Origin of the sequence: Streptomyces cylindrosporus, from assembly GCF_022698165.1 — a bacterium.
GTDB lineage: Bacteria > Actinomycetota > Actinomycetes > Streptomycetales > Streptomycetaceae > Streptomyces > Streptomyces cylindrosporus.
On record NZ_JALDAY010000018.1, the window covers coordinates 116,581 to 142,143 of the forward strand.

The following is a 25,563-nucleotide window of genomic DNA, read 5'->3' on the forward strand; positions in this document are numbered from 1 at the left end:
CGGCCGCGCTCAGGTGCGGTCGCCCTTCGGCTTGCCCCGCTGGTCGGGGGTGCCGTGCGGCGGCGGGCTGAAGGGCTGCGGCGAGGTCGCGGGGGAGACCGGCGAGCCGGTGCGGTGACCGCCCTGCTCGGGGCGGAGCGCACCGGGATCGCCGGACGTCGGTTCGGCACCGGTGCGCAGCTGCTCCAGGCGGGCCGAGAGGAGTTCCGTCACCGGCAGCCGGTCGGCGTGGGCCTGCTCGTACGTCAGCAGGCTCTCGACCTCCTCCTCGGTCAGCGACCGTACGCGGCTCTCCAGGCCGCCGATCGGCAGGTGGTCGTAGTCGGGCAGGGGCAGGGTGCTGCGGATGGGGTCGGTCATGGGTCTCGATTCCTCCCGTGACGGATGTGACGGTCCCGGCGTCAGCCGACGCCCGGACCGCCGCTGCCGAACGACCCGCTGCCGCCCTCGCGCCAGCGGGGCCGCGGCTTCGACGGGGCGCTGCGGCTGGGCGAGTTGCCGTGCCCCGGCAGCTCGTGCGGGGTCAGCCGGGTGTCACTACGGGGCACCTCGTCGGGCTCACGGCTCTCCAGCACCTCGCGCACCGGACCCTCGTCCGGTACTCGCGGCTGCTCCTCCGGGCGCGGCGGGCGCGGCTCACGGCGCCGGATGCGGGCGCCCAGCACGAAGGCGCCCAGCAGCAGGGCCACGATGACCACACCTGCCGCGATGAGCCCCATCGCGGAGGCACTGCTTGCGGCGATGTGCGTCCATGTGCTGTTCATGGCACGCGAGTACCCGCCGCCTCCACCATGAACCCGTCCACCACGACTCCCCGCACGGGCCCGGGAACCCGGGGTTTGACGCGATGGTCACCGGCTACTCGCGCTGTGTGACTTCGACTACATCCCAGCAGGAGCTCTTCCGGTTCCTGGAGGACCGCTTCGCGTGCGCCCAGGCCTGCACCGAGTGCGCACGGGCGTGTGCGCTGCGCGCGAGCCTCGTGGATCCGGACGGGACACAGCAACATGAACTCGCACGACGCAAGGGCATCATGTGCGCGGAGGTGTGCGACGCGACCTGCCGCGTGCTGTCGGAGCAGAACCGGCTGGACGAGGCCGGCATGCGCATGCAGGTGGAATGGTGCCGCACCGTGAGCCTGGAGTGCGCGCACGTCTTCGACGCGCAGCCGAACGCCGAGGACGGCGCGAAGGCCTGCCGTGAGTGCGCACAGGCCTGCACGGACTTCCTCGCCACGCTGAACTGAAGCTCAGGACGCCCTGGCGCTCAGCGGGTGACCGAGCCGGACGTTCCAGCGTCCCGACCTGCCGCTGAGCTCGACGGCGGTGAGCGGCGGAACGTCCGTGCGCCAGAAGGCCGACTCCGGCGCACCGAGCGCCCGTACCACCGCGGCCCGTACGACCTCGGGCTCGGCAACGGCCAGCGTCCGCCCCTCCGGTACCGACCCGAGCCAGCCCTCGACCCGGTCGCACAGTGCCGACACCGACTCCCCGCCGTGCGGGGCGGATCCGGGGTCGGACAGCCAGCGGGCCAGTCCCTCGGGCTCCCGCTCGCTCACCTCGGCCAGCGTCGCCCCGCGCCAGCGTCCCGTGTCCAGCTGCGCCAACTCCGGTGCGTCCACGGCGTCGAGGCCCAGCGCGCCCGCCGTCTCGCGGCAGCGGACGGTGGGGGAGGAGACCGTCCGGACGGCTTCGGGGAGCGTGCCGGCGGCCGCCCGTGCCTGCCGCAACCCCGTGGCGTCGAGGGGGCATCCGTCGTCGAAGCGGGCCTCCCTGAGGGCCGCCGTGATCGCCGGTGAGATCAAGATCACTCGGCTCGTCATACGTCCACCCCGCGCTCGACATCCCTTCAAGTCCCTTGATCCACCGGCGAAAACCGCTCCCCAGGAGCGCTCACGCCGGTTTCACGCGCTCTTGGCCGCGCCCCGGCTTCGCGGTACGGTCTCGTGGATATTGACGACGGCACAGCGGAAGCCGGTGAGATTCCGGCACGGTCGCGCCACTGTATGCCGGGCACGCACCCTGGGTGCGCGCCGGGCAAGTCAGACCCGCCCCGTCGTCGTGTGCACCACCGAGACGGGACGCGAGTTCCCCAGGAGGGCCTGCCATGGCGCAGTCTGTCGCTCAGCCGACCACCACCCCCACCGCCGTACCGGCGAAGCTGCCGATCGGCGCGATCGTCCCCTGGGCGGTCTTCTTCGGCATCCTGATGCTGGTCCTGCTCTACTTCGTCGGCGCCGAGCAGGGCGCCACCACCGTGATGAGCGGAGACAACGTGCACGAGTGGGTGCACGACGCCCGCCACCTGCTCGGCTTCCCCTGCCACTGACGGCGGGAGAAGAACGTACGAGCCCATGAACTCGGCAACCGTCCGCAACCTCCTGGTGCGCGGCATGCTCGCGGGACTCGCCGCGGGCCTGCTCGCCCTCGTCGTCGCCTACTTCCTCGGTGAACCGCGCGTCGACGCGGCCATCGCCTACGAGGAGGCGCACTCGCACGAACACGGCGTCGAAACCGTCAGCCGCACGATGCAGTCCACCGCGGGCCTGTCCACCGGTGTCCTCGTCTACGGCATCGCGTTCGGCGGCATCGCCGCCCTCGCGTACTGCTTCGCACTGGGCCGCATCGGCCGCTTCGGGGCGCGCGCGAGCGCACTGCTCCTCGCGGCCGCCGGCCTGATCGCCGTGTACGTCGTGCCGTTCCTGAAGTACCCGGCCAACCCGCCGTCCGTCGGCGACCCCGACACCATCGGCAGGCGCACCGCGCTGTACTTCCTGATGGTCCTGCTCAGCGTCCTGCTCGCGGTCGCCACTGTGATCCTCGGCAGGCGCCTCGCGCCGCGCCTGGGCAACTGGAACGCGACCCTTGCGGCCGGGGCGTTCTTCCTCCTCGTGGTCGGGCTCGCGTACGCGTTCCTGCCGTCCTTCAACGAGGTCCCGAAGACCTTCCCGGCCACCCTGCTCTGGCAGTTCCGGCTGGCGGCCCTGGCCATCCAGGTCACCCTGTGGACCTCCTTCGGGCTGGTCTTCGGACTGCTCGCGGAACGGGAGCTCGCGCCGAAGCCGGCCCGCGCCACCACCGCCGCACAGGCAACACCGGTCGCTCACTGAGCACTTCACCGGCGAAGGGCCCCCGGACAGCGACCGGGGGCCCTTTCTCCATCCCGCGCCATTCCTTATTTCTGGAACACGTTCTACGGTGTGCGCCGTCAGGACCGGACCGGCAGGCCTGGAGGCGCCGTGCACCTCGAATACACGCCCGAGCAGCAGCGGCTGCGTACCGAACTGCGCTCGTACTTCGCCGAGTTGGTGCCCGACAACGCCTACGCCCGGCACGGCGACCCGGCCGCCCAGAAGCGGTTCTACCGCGAGACCATCCGCCGCCTCGGCACCGACGGCTGGCTCGGCGTCGGCTGGCCGAAGGAGTACGGCGGGCGCGGGCTGACCGCGATGGAGCAGTTCATCTTCTTCGACGAGGCCGCCCAGGCGGGCGTACCGCTGCCGCTGATGGCGCTCAACACGGTCGGCCCGACGATCATGCAGTACGGCACCGACGAGCAGAAGGCGTACTTCCTGCCGAAGGTCCTCGCCGGCGAGATCGACTTCGCGATCGGCTACAGCGAGCCCGACGCCGGGACCGACCTCGCCTCCCTGAAGACGCGCGCGGTGCGGGACGGCGACGAGTACGTCGTCAACGGCCAGAAGATCTGGACGACGAACGGCGACACGGCCGACTGGGTCTGGCTGGCCACCCGCACCGACGCGGACGCCCCGCCGCACAAGGGCATCTCCATGCTCCTCGTGCCGACCACCGACCCCGGCTACTCCTGCACCGTCATCCGCACCCTCGCCTCGCACGACACGACCGCCAGCTACTACGAGAACGTCCGCGTCCCCGTCTCCCGCCGGGTCGGCGCCGAGAACCAGGGCTGGCGGCTGATCACCAACCAGCTCAACCACGAACGCGTCACCCTCGCCGCACACGGCACCATGGCCATCCGCGCCCTCCAGGACGTGCAGCGCTGGGCGATGGAGACCAAGCTCGCCGACGGCCGCCGGGTCGTCGACCTCCCGTGGGTGCGCCGCCGCCTCGCCCAGACCCACACCAGGCTCGACGCCATGAAGCTCATGAACTGGCGCATGGTGAACGCCGTCCAGAACGGCACCCTCACCCCCCAGGACGCCTCCGCGGTCAAGGTCTACGGCTCCGAGGCCCGCCGGGACGCCTACGCCTGGCTGATGGAGATCGTCGGCGCCGCGGGCGAACTGAAGGAGGGCTCGGCGGGCGCGGTCCTGCACGGCGAGCTGGAGCGCGGCTACCGCTCGGCGGTCATCTTCACCTTCGGCGGCGGCAACAACGAGATCCAGCGGGAGATCATCTCGTGGATCGGTCTGGGGATGCCGAGGGTACGGCGTTAGCCTGCCCGTATGGGTGATCCGGGGCTGTTCACACCGAAGTCGGTCACATGGCAGATGCACGCCGACCCCATGATGTGGGTCGCCGGCGTCCGCGCGCTCTACCTCCAGGCGCTCCACCCGCGCGCGGTGCGCGGGGTCATGCAGAACTCCGACTTCCGCAAGGACGCCTGGGGGCGGCTGATGCGGACCGCGAACTTCGTCGGCACCACGACCTACGGGACGACCGAAGCGGCCGAGCGGGCGGGCGCCCGGGTACGGAAGATCCACAGCATGCTGGGGGCGACCGACCCGGACACGGGGGAGCGGTATGGCGTCGACGAACCCGAGCTGCTGCTGTGGGTGCACTGCGCCGAGATCGACTCCTATCTGCAGGTCGCCCGGCGTTCCGGATTCCGGCTCACCGACGAGCAGGCCGACCGTTACATCGGCGAACACCGCACGAGCGCCCGCCTGGTGGGCCTCGACCCCGACGCCGTACCCGCGAACCAGGAGGAGATGGCCGCCTACTTCGAGAAGGTGCGACCCGAACTCGCCGCCGGACCCGAGGCACGCGAAGTGGACGACTTCCTCCTCCGCCCGCCGACGCACCCCCTCCTCGTCCCGGCGCGCGAGGTGCTGTGGCGGCGCGTGGCACAACTGGCGTACGCCGCCCTGCCGCCGTACGCCCACGAGCTGTACGGCAGACCGGCCCCGAAACCCGGGACCGTCACTCTGCAACTGCGTGCCACGGGCAACCTGCTGCGCTGCGTCCCCGCACGTGTGCGCTGGCAACTTCCGCCCAAGCACATCATCCGCGCCATGTCACGGCTCGGCCCCGGCTCGCGCCCGGCACCGTACAAACTCGGACGATAGCTCGCCATACTGGACGAGCCAGGGGAGGGCGGGGCGCGGACCGGCGGGGGGCGATCGCGGGAGATGGGGGACAGCAAGCTGATCCAGGGCCGGTACCGGCTGCTCGACCTGATCGGGCGGGGCGGTATGGGCGAGGTGTGGCGGGCCCGGGACGAGTCGCTCGGCCGGCATGTCGCCGTGAAGTGCCTCAAGCCGTTGGGCCCGCACCACGACCAGGCCTTCACCCGCGTCCTACGAGAACGCTTCCGCCGCGAGGCCCGGGTCGCCGCCGCCCTCCAGCACCGCGGGATCACCGTCGTGCACGACTTCGGCGAGTCCGACGGCATCCTCTACCTGGTCATGGAACTCCTGGACGGCCGCAACCTCAGCCAGCTCCTGGAGGACAACAAGCACCACCCGCTCGCCGTCGCCGAGGTCGTCGAGATCGCCGACCAGGTCGCCGCCGCCCTCGCGTACACGCACCAACAGGGCATCGTGCACCGCGACCTGAAACCCGCCAACATCATGCGGCTCACCGACGGCACGGTGAAGATCTGCGACTTCGGCATCGCCCGCCTCGGCCACGACATCGGCTTCACCTCCCGCCTCACCGGCACCGGCATCGCGATGGGCACCCCGCACTACATGTCCCCGGAGCAGATCGGCGGTTCCGAGGTCGACCAGCGCAGCGACCTGTACTCGCTGGGCTGCGTGCTGTACGAGATCGCCACCGGCGCCCCGCCCTTCGACCTTGAGGACGCCTGGGCGATCCTCGTCGGCCACCGCGACACCCCGCCGCAGCCGCCGCGCAGCAGGCGCGCGGAGATCCCCGAGTACCTCGAGAAGGTCATCCTGGACCTGCTGGCCAAGCGTCCCGAGCAACGCCCGCACGACGCACGGGAGCTGGGCCGCCGGATCACCCTGGGCCGTACGACACCGGCGTACGTGCCGACCGTCGTCACCCCGCAGCCGAGCCTGCGTCCGCCGGAGAGCCCGCGTGAGGCCCGGCTGCCGTCCTGGACCCGCGGCATGACCACCGGCCACAAGGCGACCGGCGCCGGCCTGAGCACCACTCCTCCCGACGCCGGGGCCGGGCTCACCGGCGAGTGGATCCCCAGGCCCGCGGGCGGCCGGGCCGACGAACCCCGGCCCGACGAGCCCGCCACCCCCTCCCGGCAGGCGATCACCGCGCTCGCCGGACGCCACAACGCGGGCCTGAGCCTGGGCCGGCTGGGCCGCTGGGCGGAGGCCGGCGAGGTGCACCGTGCCGTCGCCGCCGAACGCGCCCACCTCCTCGGCCCCGACCACCCCGACACCCTCGCCAGCCGCTACGAGGTCGCCTTCACCCTCAGCCGCACCGGCCGCGCCGCCGACGCCCTCCAGGAGTACAAGCACGTGGCCGCCGCCAGGACCCGCGCACTGGGCGCCGACCACCCCGACACCCTCGCCGCCCGCCAGGAAATGGCCTACGTGCTGGGCCAGTTGGGGCGGCACTTCGACGCCCACCAGGTCTACACGTCGGTGCTCGCCGCCCGCGAACGCGGCATGGGCCCCGACCACCCCGACACCCTGCGCTGCCGCCACAACCTCGCCTTCAACCTCAGCCGCCTCGGCCGGCTGGAGGACTCGTACCGCATGGCCCTGGACGTGGCCGCGGCCCGCGCCCGCGTCCTCGGCGCCGAGCACCCCGACACGCTGGTCACCCGCTACGAAGTCGCCTACGCCCTCGGCCAGTTGGGCCGCTGGCCCGAGGCCCTGCAGACCTACCGCGAGGTCGCCGAGGCCCGCGCCCGGGCCCTCGGCCCCGACCACGCCGACACCCTCGCCGCCCGCTACGAGGTCGGCATCAGCCTCGGCCGCCTCGGCCGCAGCGCCGAGGCGCTCACCCTCTACCGCGAGCTGATCGACGACCGCGCCCGCGTCCAGGGCCCCACCCACCCCGAGACCCTGCGCGCCCGCCACGGCCTCGGCGTCAACCTCGGCCGCCTGGGCCGCTGGGAGGAGGCCCTCGCCGAGTCCCGTGACGTCTGCGCCATCCGCGAACGCGTGCTGGGCCCCGACCACCCGGACACGCTGGTCAGCCGACGCGAGGTCGCCGTCGGCCTCGGCTGGCTGGGCCGCTGGCCCGACGCCCTCACCGAGTACCGCCGCGTCGCCGCCGCCCGCGAACGCGTCCTGGGCCCCGACCACCCGGACACCCTCGCCAGCCGCAACGACGAGGCCCACTGCCTGGAACAGCTCGGCCGCGGCGCCGAGGCCGTCGAGCTGTACCGCAGGGTCGCGGTCCTGCGCCAGCAGCGGGCCTCGGGCGGGCGCTGACACCTGGCCGTACACCCCTGGCCGCCGACGATCATCACGTGTTACGAAGAACCATGACCGCACACGAGGGACACCGGACCTACGACGCCGTGATCGTCGGCGGCGGACACAACGGTCTGGTCGCCGCCGCCTACCTTGCCCGCGCCGGACGCTCCGTGCTGGTCCTCGAACGGCTGGACCGCACCGGGGGCGCCGCGATCTCCACCCGCCCCTTCGCCGGCGTCGACGCACGCCTGTCGCGCTACTCGTACCTCGTCAGCCTGCTGCCGAAGAAGATCGTGCGCGACCTCGGCCTCGACTTCCGCGTCCGCACCCGCACCATCTCCTCGTACACCCCGGTGGAGCGGGACGGCCGGCCGACCGGACTCCTCGTCGGCGGCGGCGACCGGCGCACCCGGCAGGCCTTCGCCGAACTCACCGGCTCCGACCGCGAGTTCGAGGCCTGGCAGCGCTTCTACGACATGACGGGCCGGGTCGCCGAGCGGGTCTTCCCGACCCTGACCGAGCCGCTGCCGACGCGGGACGAACTGCGCCGCCGGGTCGACGACGAGGAGGCCTGGCGGGTGCTGTTCGAGGAGCCGATCGGCGTCGCGGTCGAGGACCGCTTCGCCGACGACCTCGTGCGGGGCGTGGTCCTCACCGACGCCCTCATCGGCACCTTCGCCGACGCCCACGAGCCCTCGCTGGCGCAGAACCGCTGCTTCCTCTACCACGTGATCGGCGGCGGCACCGGCGCCTGGGACGTCCCCGTCGGCGGCATGGGCGCGCTGACCGACGCCCTCGCCGGGGCCGCCCGGGACGCGGGTGCCGTCCTCGCCACCGGCCACGAGGCGGTACGGATCGCCACGGACGGCCGAACCGCCGAGATCGGCTACCGCACGGCCGAGGGCGAGGGCGTGGTCGCCGCCCGGCACGTCCTCGTGAACGCCTCCCCGCAGGCCCTCGCCGAACTGACCGGCGACACCCCGCCCGAGCCCGCCGAGGGCGCCCAGCTCAAGGTCAACATGCTGCTCAAGCGGCTGCCGAAGCTGCGCGACACCTCGGTCGACCCGCGCGAGGCCTTCTCCGGCACCTTCCACATCGCCGAGGGCTACCAGCAGCTCGCCACCGCCCACGCCCAGGCCGCCGCCGGCGAACTGCCGGCCGCGCCGCCCTCCGAGATCTACTGCCACTCCCTCACCGACCCGACGATCCTCGGCCCGGACCTGGTCGAACAGGGCTACCAGACCCTCACCCTCTTCGGCCTGCACACCCCGGCCAGGCTCTTCGACCGGGACAACGACGCCGTACGCGAGGAACTCCTCAAGTCGACCCTCGCCCAGCTCGACGCCCACCTCGCCGAACCCCTCGCGGACTGCCTCGCCGTCGACGCCGACGGCCGCCCCTGCATCGAGGCGAAGACCCCGCTCGACCTGGAACGCGACCTGCGCCTGCCCGGCGGCAACATCTTCCACCGCGAGCTGTCCTGGCCGTACGCCCAGGAGCACACCGGCCGCTGGGGCGTGGAGACGGCCCACCCGAACGTGCTGCTGTGCGGGGCGGGCGCGGTACGCGGCGGGGGAGTGAGCGGGGTGCCCGGGCACAACGCGGCGATGGCGGTGCTGGAGGCGACCGGCGAGTGACGGACTCGCCGCGGGAGTTCTACGACGGTCTCGCCGCCGACTACCACCGCATCTTCCCGGACTGGGACGCGAGCATGTCCCACCAAGCCGCTGTCCTGGACGGGTTGTTGACCCGAGGCCTCGGCCCGGGACCGCACCGGGTCCTGGACTGCGCCTGCGGCATCGGCACCCAGGCGATCGGCCTCGCCCGGACCGGTCACCGGGTCGTCGGCGCCGACCTGAGCCCCGTCGCCGTCACCCGCGCCGCCGCCGAAGCCGCGACCCGCGGGGCCGTCCTGCCCACCGTCGCCGCCGACATGCGTCAACTCCCTTTCCGGCCAGGGAGCTTCGATGCCGTGGTCTGCGCCGACAACGCCCTACCGCACCTCCTGACCGTGCAGGACGTGACGACGGCACTCACCGCCATGCGGCGCGTGCTCCGGGCGGACGGCCTGCTGCTGCTCAGCGTCCGGGACTACGACGAGGCCCGCCGCACCCGCCCAGCGGCCACGCCACCCCAGGTGTCGTACGACTCCGACGGCCGCACGATCACCTTCCAGCTCTGGCACTGGCACGACGACGGCGAACGCTACGACCTGGAGCACTTCCAACTCCTCCCCGGCGCGCTTCCCGGTGCGCCGGAGTGGTCCGTGCAGGTCCGCCGCACCACCTACTGGGCGCTGACCCGAGCCGAGCTCAGCGAAGCCGCGACCGCGGCGGGATTCACCTCACCGGCGTGGCACGAACCGCCGATCAGCGGGTTCCACCAGCCCCTGCTCACCGCGAGAGCGGGCTGATCTGCCCTCCGCCGCAATAAATCTGACGGTGTATCAGAAAAGGCCTTCCGTCGGCCGGAGGACTGCGGCATTCTGCGGCCATGCAGACGGAGCTGAGCAAGAAACTGGGAGTCGAGCACGCCATCTTCGGCTTCACGCCGTTCCCCGCCGTCGCCGCGGCCATCAGCCGGGCCGGCGGTTTCGGCGTGCTCGGCGCGGTCCGCTACACCGCCCCCGACGACCTCAAACGCGACCTGGACTGGGTCGAGGCACATGTCGACGGGAAGCCGTACGGGCTCGATGTCGTGATGCCCGCCAAGAAGGTGGAGGGCGTCACCGAGGCCGATGTCGAGGCGATGATTCCGGAGCAGCACCGGAAGTTCGTGACGGAGACGCTCGCCAAGTACGGGGTGCCCGAGCTGGCCGAGGGCGAGGCGTCCGGGTGGCGTATCACCGGGTGGATGGAGCAGGTGGCCCGCACCCAGCTCGACGTCGCCTTCGACTATCCGATCCGGCTGCTCGCCAACGCCCTCGGCTCCCCGCCCGCCGACGTGGTGGCCCGCGCCCACGAGCGGAACGTGCTCGTCGCCGCTCTGGCCGGCAGCGCCCGGCACGCGCTCAAGCACCGGGAAGCCGGCATCGACATCGTGGTCGCGCAGGGGTACGAGGCCGGCGGGCACACCGGCGAGATCGCCTCGATGGTGCTCACGCCCGAAGTCGTCGACGCCGTCGACCCGTTGCCGGTCCTGGCCGCCGGCGGCATCGGCAGCGGACAGCAGGTGGCCGCCGCGCTCGCCCTCGGCGCCCAGGGCGTGTGGCTCGGGTCCCTCTGGCTGACCTGCACCGAGGCCGAGCTGACCTCCTCCGCCGTGACTCGCAAGCTGCTCGCCGCCGGCTCCGGGGACACGGTCCGCTCCCGCGCCCTGACCGGCAAGCCCGCACGTCAGCTGCGCACCGAGTGGACGGACGCCTGGGACGACCCGAACGGCCCCGGCACCCTCCCCATGCCGCTGCAGGGCCTGCTCGTCGCCGAGGCCCTCACCCGCATCCAGAAGTACGAGGTCGAGCCGCTGCTCGGCACGCCCGTCGGCCAGATCGTCGGCCGGATGACCAGTGAACGCAGTGTCCAGGCCGTCTTCGACGACCTCACCCGGGGCTTCGAACGCGCCGTGGACCGCATGATCCGCATCGCCGGAAGGAGCGGCAAGTGACCAGTACGCCCCCCGCCGGATTCTGGGCCCAGGCCACCCGCGACCCCGACCGCACGGTGCTCATCGCACCCGACGGCGAGGAGTGGACCGCCGGACGTCTGCACGCCGCCGCCAACCGCCTCGTCCACGGCCTGCGCGCCGCGGGGCTGACGCGCGGGGACGCCTTCGCGGTCGTGCTGCCCAACGGCATCGAGTTCTTCACCGCGTATCTGGCCGCCAGCCAGGCCGGCTTCTACCTCGTGCCGATCAACCACCACTTCGTCGGCCCGGAGATCGGCTGGATCGTCGCCGACTCCGGCGCCAAGGTGCTGATCGCCCACGAGCGGTTCGCCGAGCCCGCCCGGCACGCCGCCGACGAGGCAGGCCTCCCGGCCACCCACCGGTACGCCGTCGGCGAGGTCGAGGGCTTCCGCCCGTACACCCAACTCCTTGACGGGCAGCCCGAGTCGGCGCCCGCGGACCGCGAGCTCGGCTGGGTCATGAACTACACCTCGGGCACCACCGGCCGCCCCCGCGGCATCCGCCGCCCACTGCCCGGCAAGGCCCCCGAGGAGGCCTATCTCGGCGGCTTCCTCGGCATCTTCGGGATCAGGCCCTTCGACGACAACGTCCACCTCGTCTGCTCACCGCTCTACCACACGGCCGTACTCCAGTTCGCGGGCGCGTCCCTGCACATAGGCCACCGGATCGTCCTGATGGACAAGTGGACGCCCGAGGAGATGCTCCGCTGCATCGACACCCACAAGTGCACCCACACCCACATGGTCCCGACCCAGTTCCACCGGCTGCTCGCCCTGCCTGAGGAGGTACGGCGCTCGTACGACGTCTCGTCCATGCGGCACGCCATCCACGGCGCCGCTCCCTGCCCCGACCACGTCAAGCGGGCGATGATCGACTGGTGGGGCGACTCGGTCGAGGAGTACTACGCGGCCAGCGAGGGCGGCGGCGCCTTCGCCACCGCCGAGGACTGGCTGAAGAAGCCCGGTACCGTCGGCAAGGCCTGGCCGATCAGCGAGCTCGCGGTCTTCGACGACGACGGCGAGCGGCTGGCGCCCGGTGAACTCGGCACCGTCTACATGAAGATGAACACCGGCGGCTTCGCCTACCACAAGGACGAGGCCAAGACGAGGAAGAACCGCATCGGCGACTTCTTCACCGTCGGCGACCTCGGCTACCTCGACGAGGACGGCTATCTCTTCCTCCGCGACCGCAAGATCGACATGATCATCTCCGGCGGGGTCAACATCTACCCGGCCGAGATCGAGTCCGCCCTGCTCGCCCATCCGGCGGTCGCCGACGCCGCGGTCTTCGGCATACCGCACGACGACTGGGGCGAGGAGGTCAAGGCGGTCGTCGAACCGGCCCCCGGCCACGAGCCGGGACCCGACCTCGCCGCCGCGATCCTGGAGCACTGCTCCGAGCAACTCGCGGGCTACAAGCGGCCCAAGAGCGTGGACTTCATCACCGAGATGCCCCGCGACCCCAACGGCAAGCTCTACAAGAGGCGGCTGCGGGACCCGTACTGGGAAGGCCGCACCCGTCCCGTGTGACCGGGGGCTCCTTTTCGGCGGACGGAGCGAACGCGGCGCGGTGCCCGGGCGTCACAGGTACGGCACCGCAGCCACCGTCGGCCCTGGGGGACCCATGCGTACACACACCGCACGCGTCGGCAAGCTGCTGATCCCACTCGCCCTGCTCACCACCGGCCTTGCGGTCGGCTGCGGCGGCGAGCAGGCCGGCAGCCACGGCGTCGACGCGGACTCGACACGGCACGCCCGGGCTCGCGCGGTCGCCGACGCCTGGGCGGGCTCCGCCGCCGCGCAGATGTGGGCGAAGGGCTACTACCCGATGGGGGAGGTGATCGAGCTGCCCGAGGGCGCCTTCCACACCGGCGCCGACAAAGAGGCCTACGCGACACAGAACTTCGTCCTGGACGGCACCCTCCCCACGAGCGGGCAGCGGAAGGGCGAGGCGAAGTGGAAGGACGGCGGTTCGCTGCGGCTGCCGATGATGAGCGCCCGCGAGGCGTACGACAGCGTCGCCCGCGGCGGCAATGACGGACCCCATCTCACCGTGACCGGCGCGAAGTTGGGCACGACGACCCTGCTCACCAGCCGAGGCCCGGCCACCGTCCCGGCCTGGCTGTTCGCGCTGAAGGGGTACGACACCCCGCTCAAGCGGGTCGCCCTCAGCCCGATGAAGGCGCCCAAGGCCCCCATCGTGCCGGCCGCGGAGTCTCCGAGCGACGAACTGTGGCCGCTGGAGCGGCTGGTGGGGGTGTCCGGCGGCGGCCGCTCGGTCACCGTGCTCGCCGGGCACGGGGCCTGCGACGACGGTCCCGTGGTGGACGTACTGGAGACGGATGCCACCGTCGTCCTGTCCGCGTGGATCACCGGCACGAAGGACGGATCCTGTACCAGCCAACTGCTCTTCGAGGAAGTGACGGTGAAACTCGGCCGAGCGCTGGACGACCGGATTCTCCTGGACGCGTTCACGGGGCGCCCGGTGCAGCCCGGAAGCCGGGACTGAACCGGACGCCGCCGGGCGGTCAGCCGTGTTCGCCGACGCGGACGGTCCGCAGCGCGGGCGAGGACGCGATGTCCTTCTCGCAGAAGCGGGCCGTGACCCACTTCTCCTGGGAGAAGAGCCGTGTCTGGTCGTTGTAGTGGGGGGAGTTCGGGTTCTCGGACTGGCTGTACGTCAGCAGGGTGCGGGCCACCGGGCAGTCGCTGCCGTCCCAGCCGACCGCCTGGATGTGGCTGGAGCCGGTGGTGATCTCGGTGTAGCCGCCCTGCGCCGCGTTCCACACCGGCTCGACCTTGTTCCACACACCGAGCGCCTCCGTGCCGCCCGGAATCGGGATGCGCCGTCCGTTCCGCACGACGAACTGGTGCTCGCCGAGCCGGGAGTCGAGCGCGATGCCCGCCGCGCGGAGCTCGGTCACCGTGTCCGCGAGGGCCGCGGCGAAGCCGGGTGCGGTGGTGTTGAGGGTGTTCGGGGTATGGACCGGGTCCGCCGCCGAGAACGGGACCTTCCACCGCTGACCGGGCGACACCGAGGCGTTGAACTTCCGCCAGAAGCGGTCGAAGAGCAGCGCGCCCTTGCTGTCGGTGTCCATGGTCCGGCCCCAGGACGCGAGCACCGGACAGGCCGCCGAGACGTCAACGGCCTTGCCGTCACTGCCCGTTGCCGTACCGCCGGGCAATGCGGCACACGCCCGCGCCGCGTCGGCGGCGGCCAGGTCACCCGCGGGCGCCCGGTTGGTGAACTCCTGCCGCTGGAGGTCCCGGACGGTCAGCCCACCCCGCCTCGCCATCGCCGACACGTCCTCGATCGCGCCACGGGTCCGCACCGAGCGCTGCGTTCCGATGCTGCCGAAGATCCGCTCGTACCCGGTGATCGGCCGGTCGGCATTGGTCAGCCAGGCGCTGTCGTTGGAGTTCTCCGCGTACGGGGCGTCCTTGAGCGTGGGCATGCGGGAGGGCCCGAAGATGCCCGGTTGCACGGCGTCGGAGTCGTCGCCGGGTGTGCAGTCCGCACGGGAGCCGTCGAGGACCGCCAGGCCCGCCGCCGGGTAGGTGAGCTTGCCGAGGTCGGTCGAGCAGCTCGCCACCAGGTCGTCGGTGATGCGGGGCAGCACCTGCGACTGCGAGTAGAGCGAATGCCCCGAGGAGTCCGCGGCGATGGTGTTCACCCACGGGAGCCCCTGGTACTTCTTCAGCGAGGCGAGGACGTCCGCCGTCGAGCGCGCCTTGCCGAAGCCGAGCGAGGTGTCGCCGAACCGCAGGTTGGCGGCGTTGGGGTCGTTGAACGCGTACGCCGTCGTCGCGGTCCAGGGAAGTGGCGGATCGCCCTGTGGATCGGCGACGACCGGGCCGTAGCGCGTCCACCACTGCGTACGGGTCACGGACGGGCCGTCCTTGACCGCCACCGTCACCGTGCGCTTCGTCATCCGCTCCGGCTTGCCGTCGACCAGGTAGACCGTGGGGTCGGACGGGTCGAGGGTCAGCCGGGTGAGGTTGAACGGGACGCCGGTGGCGACGGTGTGGCTCCACGCCACATGGGAGTTGTAGCCGATCGAGACGGTCGGCGAGCCGAGCAGCGATCCGCCGGCCACATCGAGCTCGCCCGGGATGGTCTGCTGCGACTGCCAGAAGCGGCGTCCGCCGTGCCACGGGTAGTGCGGGTTGCCCAGCAGCAGACCGCGGCCGTTGGCCGTGGTGGCGCCGCTGAAGGCGACCGCGTTCGAGCCCATGTCCGCGTCGGCGGTGCGCGCCCGCACGGACTTGATGAGGGCCTGGGCGTCGACGCTCTGCGTGCCGGCCGTGGCGCCGGTGGGCGGCTGGGCGCCGGTGATCTCGTCCACGGATCCGCCCTGGCCGCCGATGACGGAGATGGCGTAGAAGCGCGCGGCGACGTCGACCGTGTCGATCGGCCGTACCCAGGTGGCGTCCTTGCACGCCGGGTCGGTGATCCGGTTCTGCCTCAGCCAGGCGTTGTATCCGGCGGCGAAGCCCCGCATCAGGTCCTTGACGTCACGGCTCGGGCCCAGCGGCGCGGGCTGCGCGAGCAGCTTCTCCACCGTGCGGGTGTCGCGGACCCCGCGGAAATAGAGGTCACTGGAGAGGTTGGTGGTGGCCGACGACAGCGAGAAGTCGCTCGTCCCGTCGGCCCCGAAGAAGCGCGAGCGGTCGCCGCGCACGGTCGTGAAGCCGTCGGCGAGCGTGCACACCTGGTCGGCGGCCTGCGCCCAGCCGGTGCCGAAGCCGAGGTCGGCATAGTCCTTGGCGACGATGTGCGGAATGCCGTACTCGGTGTAGCGGATGACGGCGGACAGTCCGCCGTGCGAAGGGTGTTCCTGGCGGCTCTGCTGCCCGGCCGCGGCCGCCGGCAGCGCGGTCGAGGCGGTGAGTAAGGCGACGGCCGCGACGACCAGTCGTCTCAGGCGGGTGCGCATGGTGCCTCCCAACGTCATTGGGGGAAGGGGCGGTTGAGCGCACCTGTGCGGGGCGACCCACCCAGGTGCTTGACCTGTCTCGGTGACGGACCGAGGATCATGAGTCATGACGCAGGGACAGGGCAGCACGGTTGACGGGGTGCTGCGACGCAGCGCCCGGCGCACCCCGGCGAGGGCCGCGGTGGAGTACGGCGACCGCACATGGACGTACGAGGAACTCGACCTGGCCGTCGGCCGCGCGGCGAGCGTCCTTCTCGGCGAGGGCCTCGCCCCGGGCGACCGGGTCGGCGCCTACGGCCACAACTCGGACGCCTACCTCATCGCCTTCCTGGCCTGCGCCCGCGCCGGCCTCGTGCACGTCCCGGTCAACCAGAACCTGACCGGCGACGACCTGGCGTACATCGTCCGCCAGTCCGGCAGCTCCCTGGTCCTCACCGACCCGGACCTGGCCGGCCGACTCCCGGACGACGTGCGTACGCTGCCCCTGCGCGACGCCGACGACTCACTGCTCGCGCGGCTCGCGACCGCCCCCGCGTACGACGGCCCCGAACCGCGCACCGAGGACCTGGTACAGCTGCTGTACACCTCCGGTACGACGGCCCTGCCCAAGGGCGCGATGATGACGCACCGCGCGCTGGTGCACGAGTACCTGAGCGCGATCACCGCCCTCGACCTCAGCGCCGGCGACCGTCCCGTGCACGCGCTGCCGCTGTACCACTCGGCGCAGATGCACGTGTTCCTGCTGCCGTACCTCGCGGTCGGCGCGACCAACATCATCCTCGACGCCCCCGACGGCGACCGGCTGTTCGACCTGATCGAAGACGGCCGCGTGGACAGCCTGTTCGCGCCGCCCACGGTGTGGATCGGGCTGTCCAACCGCCCCGACTTCGCGGACCGCGACCTGAGCGGCCTGCGCAAGGCGTACTACGGCGCGTCGATCATGCCGGTGCCGGTCCTGGAGCGGCTGCGCGAACGGCTGCCGAAGCTCGGCTTCTACAACTGCTTCGGCCAGAGCGAGATCGGCCCCCTGGCCACCGTGCTCGCCCCCGACGAGCACAAGGGCCGCATGGACTCCTGCGGCCGGCCCGTCCTCTTCGTCGACGCGCGGGTGGTCGACGAGGACGGCAAGGACGTACCCGACGGCACGCCCGGGGAGATCGTCTACAAGTCCCCGCAGCTGTGCGAGGGCTACTGGGACAAGCCCGAGGAGAGTGCCGACGCCTTCCGCGACGGCTGGTTCCACTCCGGCGACCTCGCGGTGCGCGACGCCCACGGCTACTACACGATCGTCGACCGGGTGAAGGACGTGATCAACTCCGGTGGGGTGCTGGTCGCCTCACGGCAGGTCGAGGACGCCCTCTACACGCACGAGGGCGTCGCCGAGGTCGCCGTGGTCGGCCTGCCCGACGAGCGCTGGATCGAGGCGGTCACGGCGTTCGTCGTCCCGCGCGGCGAGGTGACCGAGGAGGAGCTGATCGCGCACGCGCGCGAGAAGCTCGCCCACTTCAAGGCGCCGAAGCGGGTGGTGTTCGTGGAGGCGCTGCCGCGCAACGCGAGCGGGAAGATCTTGAAACGGGAGCTGCGGGACCGGTTCGCGAACACCGAGTGACAAACACCACAAGGCGTGACGTCATGCCTCATGACGTGGCATGACGTCGCAAGAAGCCGCGTTCCGTACCCGATCTCGCCGTCCGTGCTGCCGTCATCGTTCACCGCGCCCGGGAACATGGCAGGCATGCGTTGCTGCCTCCCCGCTCCCCTGGCGGCGCTGCCGGACCCCTGCGAAGTGCTCCGCGCCGGTGCCCTGCTCGCCCTGCGCGCCGCCTCCGCCGCCGCCCACCGCACCCGTCCCCACTCCAGCCACGTCGCCGTCGTCAACCTCGAACTGGTCACCCTCACCGAGGACCGAGCCGTCATCACCTGGTTCACCGGAATCCCCGGCACCGACGACGGCCTCGGCCACATGCTCCCCGCCCTCACCGACGGCGAAGTCGTCTACGGCACCCACCCGGGCCGCCTGAACCGCGTCGCGGGCGAGCACCGGCCCACGGCCCACCACCACGTCGAGCTGACCGGCCTGGAGCCGGGGCAGACGTACTACTACCAGGCCCGCTCCCGGGGCGTGGCCGCCACCCCCACCGCCCTGCACTTCGCGCGCGGCAACGCGGCCGGCACCTCGCTGCACGGCTTCGGCTCGCGCGGCGGCCCGTACGCCTTCACGACCCCCCAGCCCCCGCCCGGCCGCCACCTGCTCTCGATCGCGCTCTGCAACGACCTCCACCTCGGCGAGACCACGGCCGGCCTGGTGACCGGCATCCCCCTCTTCCGCGGGGTCTCACAGCGGCCCGGGCTCGCCCCGTACCCCGAGGTCATGGGCCTGGCCCTGGTCGAGGAGGCCCGCCGCCGCGGCGCCGACCTGCTGCTGGCCGCCGGTGACATCTCGGCCGGCGGCGCGCCGGAGGACCTGGCCCACGCGAGACGCATCCTGGACGGCTTCGGGGAGCACGGCCAGGACTACTTCGTCGTACGGGGCAACCACGACCGCCCGGGACCCGAGCACGGCGAGTCCGGCGACGCCTTCCGGCGCGGGTTCGCGGGCGACGGCGGGCCCGGGTACTTCGGCCACGACGTGGGCGGACTGCGCATCCTCGGCCTCGACACCTACGAGAAGCGGGGCAACGGCGCGGACTCGGGCGGCCTGGGGGAGGAGCAACTCTCCTGGTTCCGGCGCAGGTTGCACGAGAACCGCGACCAGCCCACGGTCGTCTTCGGCCACCACCCGCTGACCGTACGGGACTCCGTCTTCCCGGTCGCCGCCGGACAGCGCCTCAACCGCCGCCAGGCCCGCTCCATCCTCAAGGCCTACGCCGCCGCCCCGGGCGTCTTCCTGCACCACGCGGGCCACACCCACCGCAACAAGCGCACGATCCTGTCCCGGGCCCCGCACGTGACCCTGCAGGAGGTCAGCGCGGTCAAGGAATACCCCGGCGGCTTCACCCTCCTGCGCATCTTCTCGGGCGGCTACGCCCTGAACTTCTACAAGGTCCGCGGCGCGGAGGCCCTGGAGTGGGGCGAACGCAGCCGCCGCCTGGCAGGAGGCCTGTGGCCACACCACGCCCTGGGCCGCTCGGTGACGGACCGCAACAGCGTCGCCACCCACGACTTCTCCGGCGTAACCCGCCCGGCAGCGGCCATGGCGGGCAGCGGGGCACGGGGGACGGCGGTGCTACCCGGACAGCGGTCGGCACCCGACTGAGGCCACGGCTGGGTCTGCTAAGGCACACGGCACTGCCCGCCAGCGCCTGACCGGGGTGGTCGAGGCGTGGGCGGACGCAGTGGCGTTCTGGTCGGCTGAGCGGGTGCCGTGGATGCCGCCGGTTCCGCCGACGCTCCTACCGGGGTGGTCGAGGCGTGGGCGGACGCAGTGGCGTTCTGGTCGGTTGTGCGGGTGCCGTGGATGCCGCCGGTTCCGCCGACGCTTCCCACCCGCCTGACCGGGGTGGTCGAGGCGTGGGCGGACCTGATGGCGTCCTGGACGGCCGAGCCGGTCCCGTGGACGCCGTCGGACCCGCCGACGCTCCCCACCGCCCCCGGGCCGTCTGAGTTACAGCCGCTGCGGCGAGCGGGGATGCGGGCGGGGCTGCGGCGCCCTAGCCGGCGGAGCTGCGGCGGGCGCCGCGGCGGTCCGAGGCGCGGGTGCCAGTGCCCGCACGGCCGGAGCTGCTCGTGCGGCCGCCGGTGCCGCGTGCGCCTGATCCGGGCGGTGTGCGTCGGGTCGATCCGCCAGCCGATTTGCCCGTGCCCGAGCGGGAGCCGGTGCCGTTCGACGCGCCTTCCCCGGCTCGGCGCTCGGAGCCTCGGCCGCCCGTGCCCGCGGGGCTGCCCTTGGACCCGCCGGCCGCTGCTCGGCGGGCCGTACCGCGACCGCCGGCCGGAGCGTTGCCACCGGCGGCTGCCGACCCGGCCGCGGGCCGGCGATCCGAGCCCCGGCCCGCCGTGCCGGTGGCGGATGCCGTCGGCCCTCCGGACCCGGTGCCGTTCCGGCGTCGGCGGCTCGGGCGTCTGCCGGGTTCCGTGTCCGGCTTCCCGGCCTTGCGGGACGCAGGGGGCGTCGCCGGCTGAGGTACCTCGATCGTGACGGGCACGCCCGAAGGCTCGCGGGCGCCGGTGATCGTGGTCAGTTCCGTGTCGCTCGACGTGACGCGGGCCGTGCGGGGACGGATGCCCGCGTCCGACATCAGCCGGGTCACCTCCCGCTTCTGGTCGGGAAGCACCAGCGTGACCACACTGCCGGAGCCGCCCGCCCGAGCGGTGCGACCGCCACGGTGGAGGTAGTCCTTGTGGTCGGTCGGCGGATCGACGTTCACGACGAGGTCGAGGTCGTCGACGTGTATGCCCCGGGCCGCGACGTTCGTCGCCACCAGCGCGGTGACCTGGCCGTTCTTGAACTGCTCCAGCGTGCGGTTGCGCTGCGGCTGCGAGCGGCCGCCGTGCAGCGCCGCCGCCCGCACCCCGACGGCCAGCAGCCGCTTGGCGAGCCGGTCGGCGGACCGCTTGGTGTCGAGGAAGAGGATGACCCGCCCGTCCCGGGCCGCGATGCGCGTGGTGACGGCCTTCTTGTCGGTCTCGTCGAGGACGTGCAGCACATGGTGCTCCATCGTCGTCACCGCTCCCGCCGACGGATCCACGGAGTGCACCACGGGATCGGTCAGGAACCGCTGCACCAGCCGGTCGATGTTGTGGTCCAGGGTCGCCGAGAACAGCATGCGCTGCCCGTCCGGCCGTACCCGCTGGATCAGCTTGGTGATCTGCGGCAGGAACCCCATGTCGGTCATCTGGTCGGCCTCGTCCAGCACCGTGATGCGGACGTCGTCGAGCAGGCAGTCGCCCTGCGCCACCAGGTCGTTGAGCCTGCCGGGCGTCGCCACGACCACCTCGGCCCCGCGCCGCAGCGTGGCGGCCTGCCGGGTGATGGACAGCCCGCCGACCACGGTCGCCAGCCGTAGGTTCACGGCCGTCGCGTACGGCGTCAGCGCGTCGGTGACCTGCTGGGCGAGCTCACGCGTGGGCACCAGCACCAGGGCGAGCGGCGCCCTGGGCTCCGCGCGCAGTCCGGCCGTACGGCCCAGCAGCGCGAGCCCGAACGCGAGCGTCTTGCCCGAGCCGGTCCGCCCGCGTCCCAGGAGGTCACGGCCGGCCAGCGAGTTGGGCAGCGTGGCGGCCTGGATGGGGAACGGGGTGGTGACGCCCTGCGCGGCGAGGGTCTTGAGCAGCGCCGCGGGCATGTCCAGACCGGCGAAGTCCTCGACGGCGGGCAGCGCGGGAGTCGTGTTTTCCGGCAGCCGGAATTCCCGCGTCGGCGACGCGGACGGTGCAGGCGACGAGGCGCGCCGGTTGGACTTCTGGGGTCTGCGGGACATGCAGTTGTCAGCCTTCCTGGAAACAGCACAAACCGGGGTCCGCACCGCGATGGTGCGGACCCCGGCGAGTGGATACGCGTCCGGCAATCAGGCGGGGACGATGTTCTCCGCCTGCGGGCCCTTCTGGCCCTGCGTGACGTCGAAGGAGACCCGCTGGCCCTCCTGGAGCTCACGGAAGCCCTGGGTGGCGATGTTCGAGTAGTGGGCGAAGACGTCCGGGCCGCCGCCGTCCTGCTCGATGAAGCCGAAGCCCTTTTCCGAGTTGAACCACTTCACGGTTCCCTGTGCCATGACTTTCTCCTTCAGTAGGCAATCCAAAAGCAGAGGCCCCATCCGGAGATGCCGGTAAAACAAATAATGCGCCTGAAGGATAAACATTCCCGTCAGGCGCACATAGGTTCATGGGTACCACAACTGCAACGATCAAGATCGTATCACAGCTTGGGGCCCGGCGCCTCTTGGCCGCGCTCCCGCAGGTCCACGATCCGCCGGAGCTTCCCCATCGAGCGTTCCAGGGATTCCGGCTCGACGATCTCCACGGCCACCGACACCCCGATGCCGTCCTTCACGGCCGCCGCGATCGCCCCCGCCGCCGCGTCCCGCACCTCGGGGCCCGCGTCCGGCCTGGCCTCCGCCCGCACGGTGAGGGCGTCGAGCCGGCCCTCGCGGGTGAGGCGCAGCTGGAAGTGGGGCGCCACGCCCGGCGTGCGCAGCACGATCTCCTCGATCTGCGTGGGGAACAGATTCACCCCGCGCAGGATGACCATGTCGTCGCTGCGCCCGGTGACCTTCTCCATCCGCCGGAACACGCGCGCCGTCCCCGGCAGCAGCCGCGTCAGATCGCGCGTCCGGTACCGCACGACGGGCATGGCCTCCTTGGTGAGCGAGGTGAACACCAGCTCGCCCTCCTCCCCGTCGGGCAGCACCTCACCGGTGATCGGATCGACGATCTCCGGATAGAAGTGGTCCTCCCACACGTGCAGGCCGTCCTTGGTCTCCACGCACTCCTGCGCGACACCCGGACCGATCACCTCCGACAGCCCGTAGATGTCGACGGCGTCGATCGCGAACCGCTCCTCGATCTCCCGCCGCATCTGCTCGGTCCACGGCTCCGCCCCGAAGATCCCGACCCGCAGCGAGGTCGCGCGCGGATCGACGCCCTGCCGCTCGAACTCGTCCAGCAGGGTGAGCATGTACGACGGGGTCACCATGATGATCTGCGGCTGGAGGTCCTGGATCAGCTGGACCTGACGGGCCGTCATGCCGCCGGACGCCGGGATGACCGTACAGCCGAGCCGTTCGGCGCCGTAGTGCGCGCCGAGTCCGCCGGTGAACAGCCCGTATCCGTAGGCGACATGAACCTTGTCGCCGGGCCGCCCGCCCGCGGCGCGGATGGAACGGGCCACCATGTCGGCCCACAGGGAAAGGTCGTTGTCGGTGTAGCCGACGACGGTCGGCCGTCCGGTGGTGCCGCTGGAGGCGTGGATGCGGCGAATGCGCTCCTGCGGTACGGCGAACATCCCGTACGGGTAGTTCTCGCGCAGGTCACCCTTGCTCGTGAACGGGAACCGGGCCAGATCGCCGAGCGACCGGCAGTCCTCCGGCCGTACCCCCGCCTTGTCGAAGGACTCCCGGTAGAACGGCACATGCTCGTACGCGTGCCGCAACGAAGCCCGCAGCCGCTCCAGCTGCAACGCCCGCAGCGCCCCGGAATCCAGCCGTTCCCCCGAGTCCAGCAACTCCGCCGCATCCGCCATGGGGAGATCTCCCTAACCGCAACCATCTCAATACGGGCGACCGATCATTCGGTCGAGGTGTTCGGGATCAGTAATCCAGCCCGAGTCGGGGGCAGGCAAGGGGTCTGGCCGTACTTTCTCGCCGAGGTGTGAGAGGAACCCCGTTGCGACCCGACGCCGCCGCCCAGCAGGATCGGTGCCATGCCGATCTTCAGCGCACCCGACGGGACCCGGCTCGCGTACCACCTCCAGGGCGAGGGGAAGCCGCTCGTCGTGCTGCCTGGCGGGCCGATGTGGGCCTCCGCCTACCTCGGGGACCTGGGCGGGCTGAGCGCGCACCGGCGCCTCGTGCTGCTCGATCTGCGCGGCACCGGCGGGTCGGCCGTCCCCGAGGACCCGCGGACGTACCGGTGCGATCGACTCGTCGACGACGTGGAGGCGCTGCGCGAACACCTAGGACTCGACCGGATGGACGTGCTCGCGCACTCCGCGGGCGGCAGTCTCGCCATGCTGTACGCCGCCCGGTATCCGCAGCGCGTGGAGCGACTGGTGCTGGTCACGGCCATCCCCTGGGCGCTGGGCGGCGCGCCGACCGCCGAGGACCGGCTGGCGGCGGCGCGGCTCAGAAGCGGTGAGCCGTGGTTCGAGGCGGCGCTTCCGCTCTTCGAGGACTGGCTGGCGGGCAAGACCGAATACGGCCCGGCCATCGCTCCCTTCTTCTACGGCCGCTGGGACCGCACCGCCCAGCAGCACGAGGCCCGCGCCGGAGCCGAGTTCAACGAGGAGGCCGAGGAGATCTACGGCTCCGACGGCGCCTACGACCCACCGGCGACCCGCGCCGCACTCGCCCGCGTCACGGCCCCGGTACTCGTCCTGGCGGGCGGCGCCGACGGAGGCCCCCGCCCGGCCCTGGCCCGCACGGCCGCCGACGCCTTCCCGAACGCCGAGTTCGACGTCCAGCCCGGCGCGGGCCACTACCCGTGGCTGGACGACCCCAAGTGGTTCGTGAGGCGGGTGACCGGGTTCCTGGAGGGGCCGAGCATGCCTCAGCCCTGATCGCGTCCGGCACATCTGCCCTCGGCAGACTCGCCCCCGGAGTCACGCCCCTCACCGCTACCTTCCCTGCATGGACACCGAACCCCGCACCGTCAAGGCGAACGGCATCACCCTCGCCTATCGCACCTGGGGCCCTGAGGACGGACCGCCCCTCCTCCTGCTCCACGCCCGCGGCACCGATGGCGCCGACTGGACCCCCATCGCCGAGCGGCTCGCCTCCGCCCGGCCCCCGCGCCGCGTCTACGCCCCCGATCTACGGGGGCACGGCCGCAGCGACTGGCCGGGCGCGTACACGTACGAGGCGATGCGCGACGACATCCGCGCCTTCCTCGACGTCCTCCGCGTCGGGCAGGCCGACCTCGTGGGGCACTCGCTCGGCGGCGCGGTGGCGTACCTGCTCGCGCAGGAGGCGCCGGATGTCGTACGACGCCTCGTGCTGGAGGACGTACCGGCGCCGATCCCTCTCGACCCGCCCCGGCCGCCCGCGGAACGGCCCGACGGAGACCTGCCGTTCGACTGGGCGATGATCCGCGCCACCGACGAACAGCGAAACGCCCCCGACCCTGTGTGGTGGGACCACATGGGCCGCATCACCATGCCGACCCTGCTGATCGGAGGAGGGCACGACAGCCTCATCCCACAGCACCAGATAGCGACCCTGGCCGAACTCGTCCCGAACGCCCGACTGGTGACCATCGAAGCGGGCCATCTGGTCCACGAGAACCGTCCGGAGGAGTTCCTGGAGGCGCTGACGGACTTCTTGGCGGAGTAAGCCACGCCAGAGCCCCGACGTCTCAACGCCTCCGCAGCCGCCGACGCCGCAGCATGAGATGACCGGCAGCCAGCCCCAGCCCGACGACGGTGAGCCCAACCCCACCCACCACCTCGAAGCCGGCAGGCCCCGTGCTGCCACCGAGCCCTGCGTTGACGCCTCGCAAGGGGGCCGTGGTGGGGGAGGCGGTGGACGTCGTCGACGATCTGTGCCGGAGCCATTCGCAGGCGATTCCGTCGTTGTCCTCGTCCAGACGATAGGGGTCGCCGGGAAGGCTGTTGAACACCGCCTGCGCGTCTTCCTGGTACGTGAAGTTGTTGCAGTCCAGATCGGCCTTCGCATGGGCGGCGACGGCCGCTGGACCGGTCGTCAGGAGGATCGCGACTGCGGTGCCGCTGAGGGCGCGTATGCCTATGTTCATGGGGGTCCCTTCAGGCACGGTGAACTCGATCACCGTCACTGCGACC

General features: G+C 72.0%; 23 protein-coding genes and 1 riboswitch. Of the genes, 15 read left to right on the forward strand and 8 right to left on the reverse strand.

Features of this window, described 5'->3' with window-relative positions; genetic code table 11:
* Positions 1-9 precede the first annotated feature (9 nt).
* Together MQP27_RS45045 and MQP27_RS45050 are read right to left on the reverse strand one after the other, a co-directional pair.
* Complete coding sequence (locus tag MQP27_RS45045) at positions 10-360, reverse strand: DUF8129 domain-containing protein (RefSeq protein WP_242776718.1); 351 nt, start codon at positions 358-360, stop codon at positions 10-12.
* Between the two features lie 41 nt (positions 361-401).
* Entirely contained in the window at positions 402-764 is a 363-nt protein-coding gene (locus tag MQP27_RS45050; RefSeq protein WP_242776720.1) for a DUF6479 family protein, read from the reverse strand.
* 107 nt (positions 765-871) lie between these two features.
* Here MQP27_RS45050 and MQP27_RS45055 point away from each other — a divergent pair, with 107 nt between their 5' ends.
* Positions 872-1,246, forward strand: a complete 375-nt coding sequence (locus tag MQP27_RS45055; protein ID WP_242776722.1) for a four-helix bundle copper-binding protein — start codon at positions 872-874, stop codon at positions 1,244-1,246.
* Between the two features lie 3 nt (positions 1,247-1,249).
* Here the strand turns inward: MQP27_RS45055 and MQP27_RS45060 are convergent, their stop codons facing one another.
* The gene (locus tag MQP27_RS45060) at positions 1,250-1,822 is read right to left on the reverse strand and encodes a histidine phosphatase family protein (RefSeq protein WP_242776724.1); all 573 of its coding nucleotides are present in this window, start codon (positions 1,820-1,822) and stop codon (positions 1,250-1,252) included.
* Between the two features lie 120 nt (positions 1,823-1,942).
* A riboswitch (cobalamin riboswitch) is annotated at positions 1,943-2,071 on the forward strand.
* Between the two features lie 35 nt (positions 2,072-2,106).
* On the opposite strand from MQP27_RS45060, the gene MQP27_RS45065 reads away from it, so the two are divergent.
* From MQP27_RS45065 to MQP27_RS45110, 10 genes are all read left to right on the forward strand, one after another.
* Positions 2,107-2,328, forward strand: coding sequence for a CbtB domain-containing protein (locus tag MQP27_RS45065; RefSeq protein ID WP_242776726.1), 222 nt, complete (start codon positions 2,107-2,109; stop codon positions 2,326-2,328).
* A gap of 25 nt (positions 2,329-2,353) precedes the next feature.
* Entirely contained in the window at positions 2,354-3,109 is a 756-nt protein-coding gene (locus tag MQP27_RS45070) for a CbtA family protein (protein WP_242776728.1), read from the forward strand.
* Positions 3,110-3,238: 129 nt separating this feature from the next.
* Positions 3,239-4,417 carry an acyl-CoA dehydrogenase family protein gene (locus MQP27_RS45075; protein ID WP_242776729.1) on the forward strand — a complete coding sequence of 393 codons (1,179 nt, stop codon included), beginning with the start codon at positions 3,239-3,241 and terminating at the stop codon, positions 4,415-4,417.
* 9 nt (positions 4,418-4,426) lie between these two features.
* Positions 4,427-5,269 carry an oxygenase MpaB family protein gene (locus MQP27_RS45080; RefSeq protein ID WP_242776731.1) on the forward strand — a complete coding sequence of 281 codons (843 nt, stop codon included), beginning with the start codon at positions 4,427-4,429 and terminating at the stop codon, positions 5,267-5,269.
* Between the two features lie 63 nt (positions 5,270-5,332).
* Positions 5,333-7,567, forward strand: a complete 2,235-nt coding sequence (locus MQP27_RS45085) for a serine/threonine-protein kinase (protein ID WP_242776733.1) — start codon at positions 5,333-5,335, stop codon at positions 7,565-7,567.
* Positions 7,568-7,620: 53 nt separating this feature from the next.
* Complete coding sequence (locus tag MQP27_RS45090) at positions 7,621-9,189, forward strand: phytoene desaturase family protein (RefSeq protein WP_242776735.1); 1,569 nt, start codon at positions 7,621-7,623, stop codon at positions 9,187-9,189.
* Positions 9,186-9,965 carry a class I SAM-dependent methyltransferase gene (locus MQP27_RS45095; RefSeq protein WP_242776750.1) on the forward strand — a complete coding sequence of 260 codons (780 nt, stop codon included), beginning with the start codon at positions 9,186-9,188 and terminating at the stop codon, positions 9,963-9,965. Before MQP27_RS45090 ends, MQP27_RS45095 begins: the two co-directional genes overlap by 4 nt.
* An 80-nt stretch (positions 9,966-10,045) precedes the next feature.
* The gene (locus MQP27_RS45100; RefSeq protein WP_242776752.1) at positions 10,046-11,155 is read left to right on the forward strand and encodes a nitronate monooxygenase; all 1,110 of its coding nucleotides are present in this window, start codon (positions 10,046-10,048) and stop codon (positions 11,153-11,155) included.
* Entirely contained in the window at positions 11,152-12,705 is a 1,554-nt protein-coding gene (locus MQP27_RS45105; protein ID WP_242776754.1) for an acyl-CoA synthetase, read from the forward strand. Before MQP27_RS45100 ends, MQP27_RS45105 begins: the two co-directional genes overlap by 4 nt.
* 94 nt (positions 12,706-12,799) lie before the next feature.
* Positions 12,800-13,684, forward strand: a complete 885-nt coding sequence (locus tag MQP27_RS45110; protein ID WP_242776756.1) for a hypothetical protein — start codon at positions 12,800-12,802, stop codon at positions 13,682-13,684.
* A gap of 19 nt (positions 13,685-13,703) precedes the next feature.
* On the opposite strand, the gene MQP27_RS45115 is transcribed toward MQP27_RS45110, so the two are convergent.
* A complete protein-coding gene (locus tag MQP27_RS45115) occupies positions 13,704-16,112 on the reverse strand; it encodes a penicillin acylase family protein (protein ID WP_242776758.1) in 2,409 nt (802 codons plus the stop codon).
* A 106-nt stretch (positions 16,113-16,218) separates the two neighbouring features.
* Here MQP27_RS45115 and MQP27_RS45120 point away from each other — a divergent pair, with 106 nt between their 5' ends.
* Positions 16,219-17,721 carry an acyl-CoA synthetase gene (locus MQP27_RS45120; protein WP_242776760.1) on the forward strand — a complete coding sequence of 501 codons (1,503 nt, stop codon included), beginning with the start codon at positions 16,219-16,221 and terminating at the stop codon, positions 17,719-17,721.
* Positions 17,722-17,847: 126 nt separating this feature from the next.
* The gene (locus tag MQP27_RS45125) at positions 17,848-19,368 is read left to right on the forward strand and encodes a purple acid phosphatase family protein (RefSeq protein WP_242776762.1); all 1,521 of its coding nucleotides are present in this window, start codon (positions 17,848-17,850) and stop codon (positions 19,366-19,368) included.
* Between the two features lie 394 nt (positions 19,369-19,762).
* On the opposite strand, the gene MQP27_RS45130 is transcribed toward MQP27_RS45125, so the two are convergent.
* The 3 genes from MQP27_RS45130 to paaK form a co-directional block, all read right to left on the reverse strand.
* Positions 19,763-21,532 carry a DEAD/DEAH box helicase gene (locus MQP27_RS45130; protein ID WP_242776764.1) on the reverse strand — a complete coding sequence of 590 codons (1,770 nt, stop codon included), beginning with the start codon at positions 21,530-21,532 and terminating at the stop codon, positions 19,763-19,765.
* An 87-nt stretch (positions 21,533-21,619) separates the two neighbouring features.
* Positions 21,620-21,823 (reverse strand): cold-shock protein, encoded by a 204-nt coding sequence (locus tag MQP27_RS45135; RefSeq protein ID WP_007502648.1) that lies wholly within the window; start codon positions 21,821-21,823, stop codon positions 21,620-21,622.
* A gap of 143 nt (positions 21,824-21,966) precedes the next feature.
* Complete coding sequence (gene paaK, locus MQP27_RS45140; RefSeq protein ID WP_242776766.1) at positions 21,967-23,289, reverse strand: phenylacetate--CoA ligase PaaK; 1,323 nt, start codon at positions 23,287-23,289, stop codon at positions 21,967-21,969.
* Positions 23,290-23,469: 180 nt separating this feature from the next.
* Here paaK and MQP27_RS45145 point away from each other — a divergent pair, with 180 nt between their 5' ends.
* Together MQP27_RS45145 and MQP27_RS45150 are read left to right on the forward strand one after the other, a co-directional pair.
* The gene (locus MQP27_RS45145) at positions 23,470-24,324 is read left to right on the forward strand and encodes an alpha/beta fold hydrolase (RefSeq protein ID WP_242776768.1); all 855 of its coding nucleotides are present in this window, start codon (positions 23,470-23,472) and stop codon (positions 24,322-24,324) included.
* 70 nt (positions 24,325-24,394) lie between these two features.
* Complete coding sequence (locus tag MQP27_RS45150; protein ID WP_242776770.1) at positions 24,395-25,096, forward strand: alpha/beta fold hydrolase; 702 nt, start codon at positions 24,395-24,397, stop codon at positions 25,094-25,096.
* A gap of 22 nt (positions 25,097-25,118) precedes the next feature.
* On the opposite strand, the gene MQP27_RS45155 is transcribed toward MQP27_RS45150, so the two are convergent.
* On the reverse strand, positions 25,119-25,550 hold the full coding sequence (locus tag MQP27_RS45155) for an excalibur calcium-binding domain-containing protein (protein ID WP_242776772.1): 432 nt from the start codon (positions 25,548-25,550) through the stop codon (positions 25,119-25,121).
* Positions 25,551-25,563: the final 13 nt, after the last annotated feature.

Bases quoted from the DNA above. Each gene is read 5' to 3' on its own strand.
- MQP27_RS45045 (WP_242776718.1), bottom strand. From the start codon at position 360: ATGACCGACCCCATCCGCAGCACCCTGCCCCTGCCCGACTACGACCAC.
- MQP27_RS45050 (WP_242776720.1), bottom strand. From the start codon at position 764: ATGAACAGCACATGGACGCACATCGCCGCAAGCAGTGCCTCCGCGATG.
- MQP27_RS45060 (WP_242776724.1), bottom strand. From the start codon at position 1,822: ATGACGAGCCGAGTGATCTTGATCTCACCGGCGATCACGGCGGCCCTC.
- MQP27_RS45065 (WP_242776726.1), top strand. From the start codon at position 2,107: ATGGCGCAGTCTGTCGCTCAGCCGACCACCACCCCCACCGCCGTACCG.
- MQP27_RS45070 (WP_242776728.1), top strand. From the start codon at position 2,354: ATGAACTCGGCAACCGTCCGCAACCTCCTGGTGCGCGGCATGCTCGCG.
- MQP27_RS45080 (WP_242776731.1), top strand. From the start codon at position 4,427: ATGGGTGATCCGGGGCTGTTCACACCGAAGTCGGTCACATGGCAGATG.
- MQP27_RS45085 (WP_242776733.1), top strand. From the start codon at position 5,333: ATGGGGGACAGCAAGCTGATCCAGGGCCGGTACCGGCTGCTCGACCTG.
- MQP27_RS45090 (WP_242776735.1), top strand. From the start codon at position 7,621: ATGACCGCACACGAGGGACACCGGACCTACGACGCCGTGATCGTCGGC.
- MQP27_RS45100 (WP_242776752.1), top strand. From the start codon at position 10,046: ATGCAGACGGAGCTGAGCAAGAAACTGGGAGTCGAGCACGCCATCTTC.
- MQP27_RS45110 (WP_242776756.1), top strand. From the start codon at position 12,800: ATGCGTACACACACCGCACGCGTCGGCAAGCTGCTGATCCCACTCGCC.
- MQP27_RS45115 (WP_242776758.1), bottom strand. From the start codon at position 16,112: ATGCGCACCCGCCTGAGACGACTGGTCGTCGCGGCCGTCGCCTTACTC.
- MQP27_RS45120 (WP_242776760.1), top strand. From the start codon at position 16,219: ATGACGCAGGGACAGGGCAGCACGGTTGACGGGGTGCTGCGACGCAGC.
- MQP27_RS45125 (WP_242776762.1), top strand. From the start codon at position 17,848: ATGCGTTGCTGCCTCCCCGCTCCCCTGGCGGCGCTGCCGGACCCCTGC.
- MQP27_RS45130 (WP_242776764.1), bottom strand. From the start codon at position 21,532: ATGTCCCGCAGACCCCAGAAGTCCAACCGGCGCGCCTCGTCGCCTGCA.
- MQP27_RS45135 (WP_007502648.1), bottom strand. From the start codon at position 21,823: ATGGCACAGGGAACCGTGAAGTGGTTCAACTCGGAAAAGGGCTTCGGC.
- paaK (WP_242776766.1), bottom strand. From the start codon at position 23,289: ATGGCGGATGCGGCGGAGTTGCTGGACTCGGGGGAACGGCTGGATTCC.
- MQP27_RS45145 (WP_242776768.1), top strand. From the start codon at position 23,470: ATGCCGATCTTCAGCGCACCCGACGGGACCCGGCTCGCGTACCACCTC.
- MQP27_RS45150 (WP_242776770.1), top strand. From the start codon at position 24,395: ATGGACACCGAACCCCGCACCGTCAAGGCGAACGGCATCACCCTCGCC.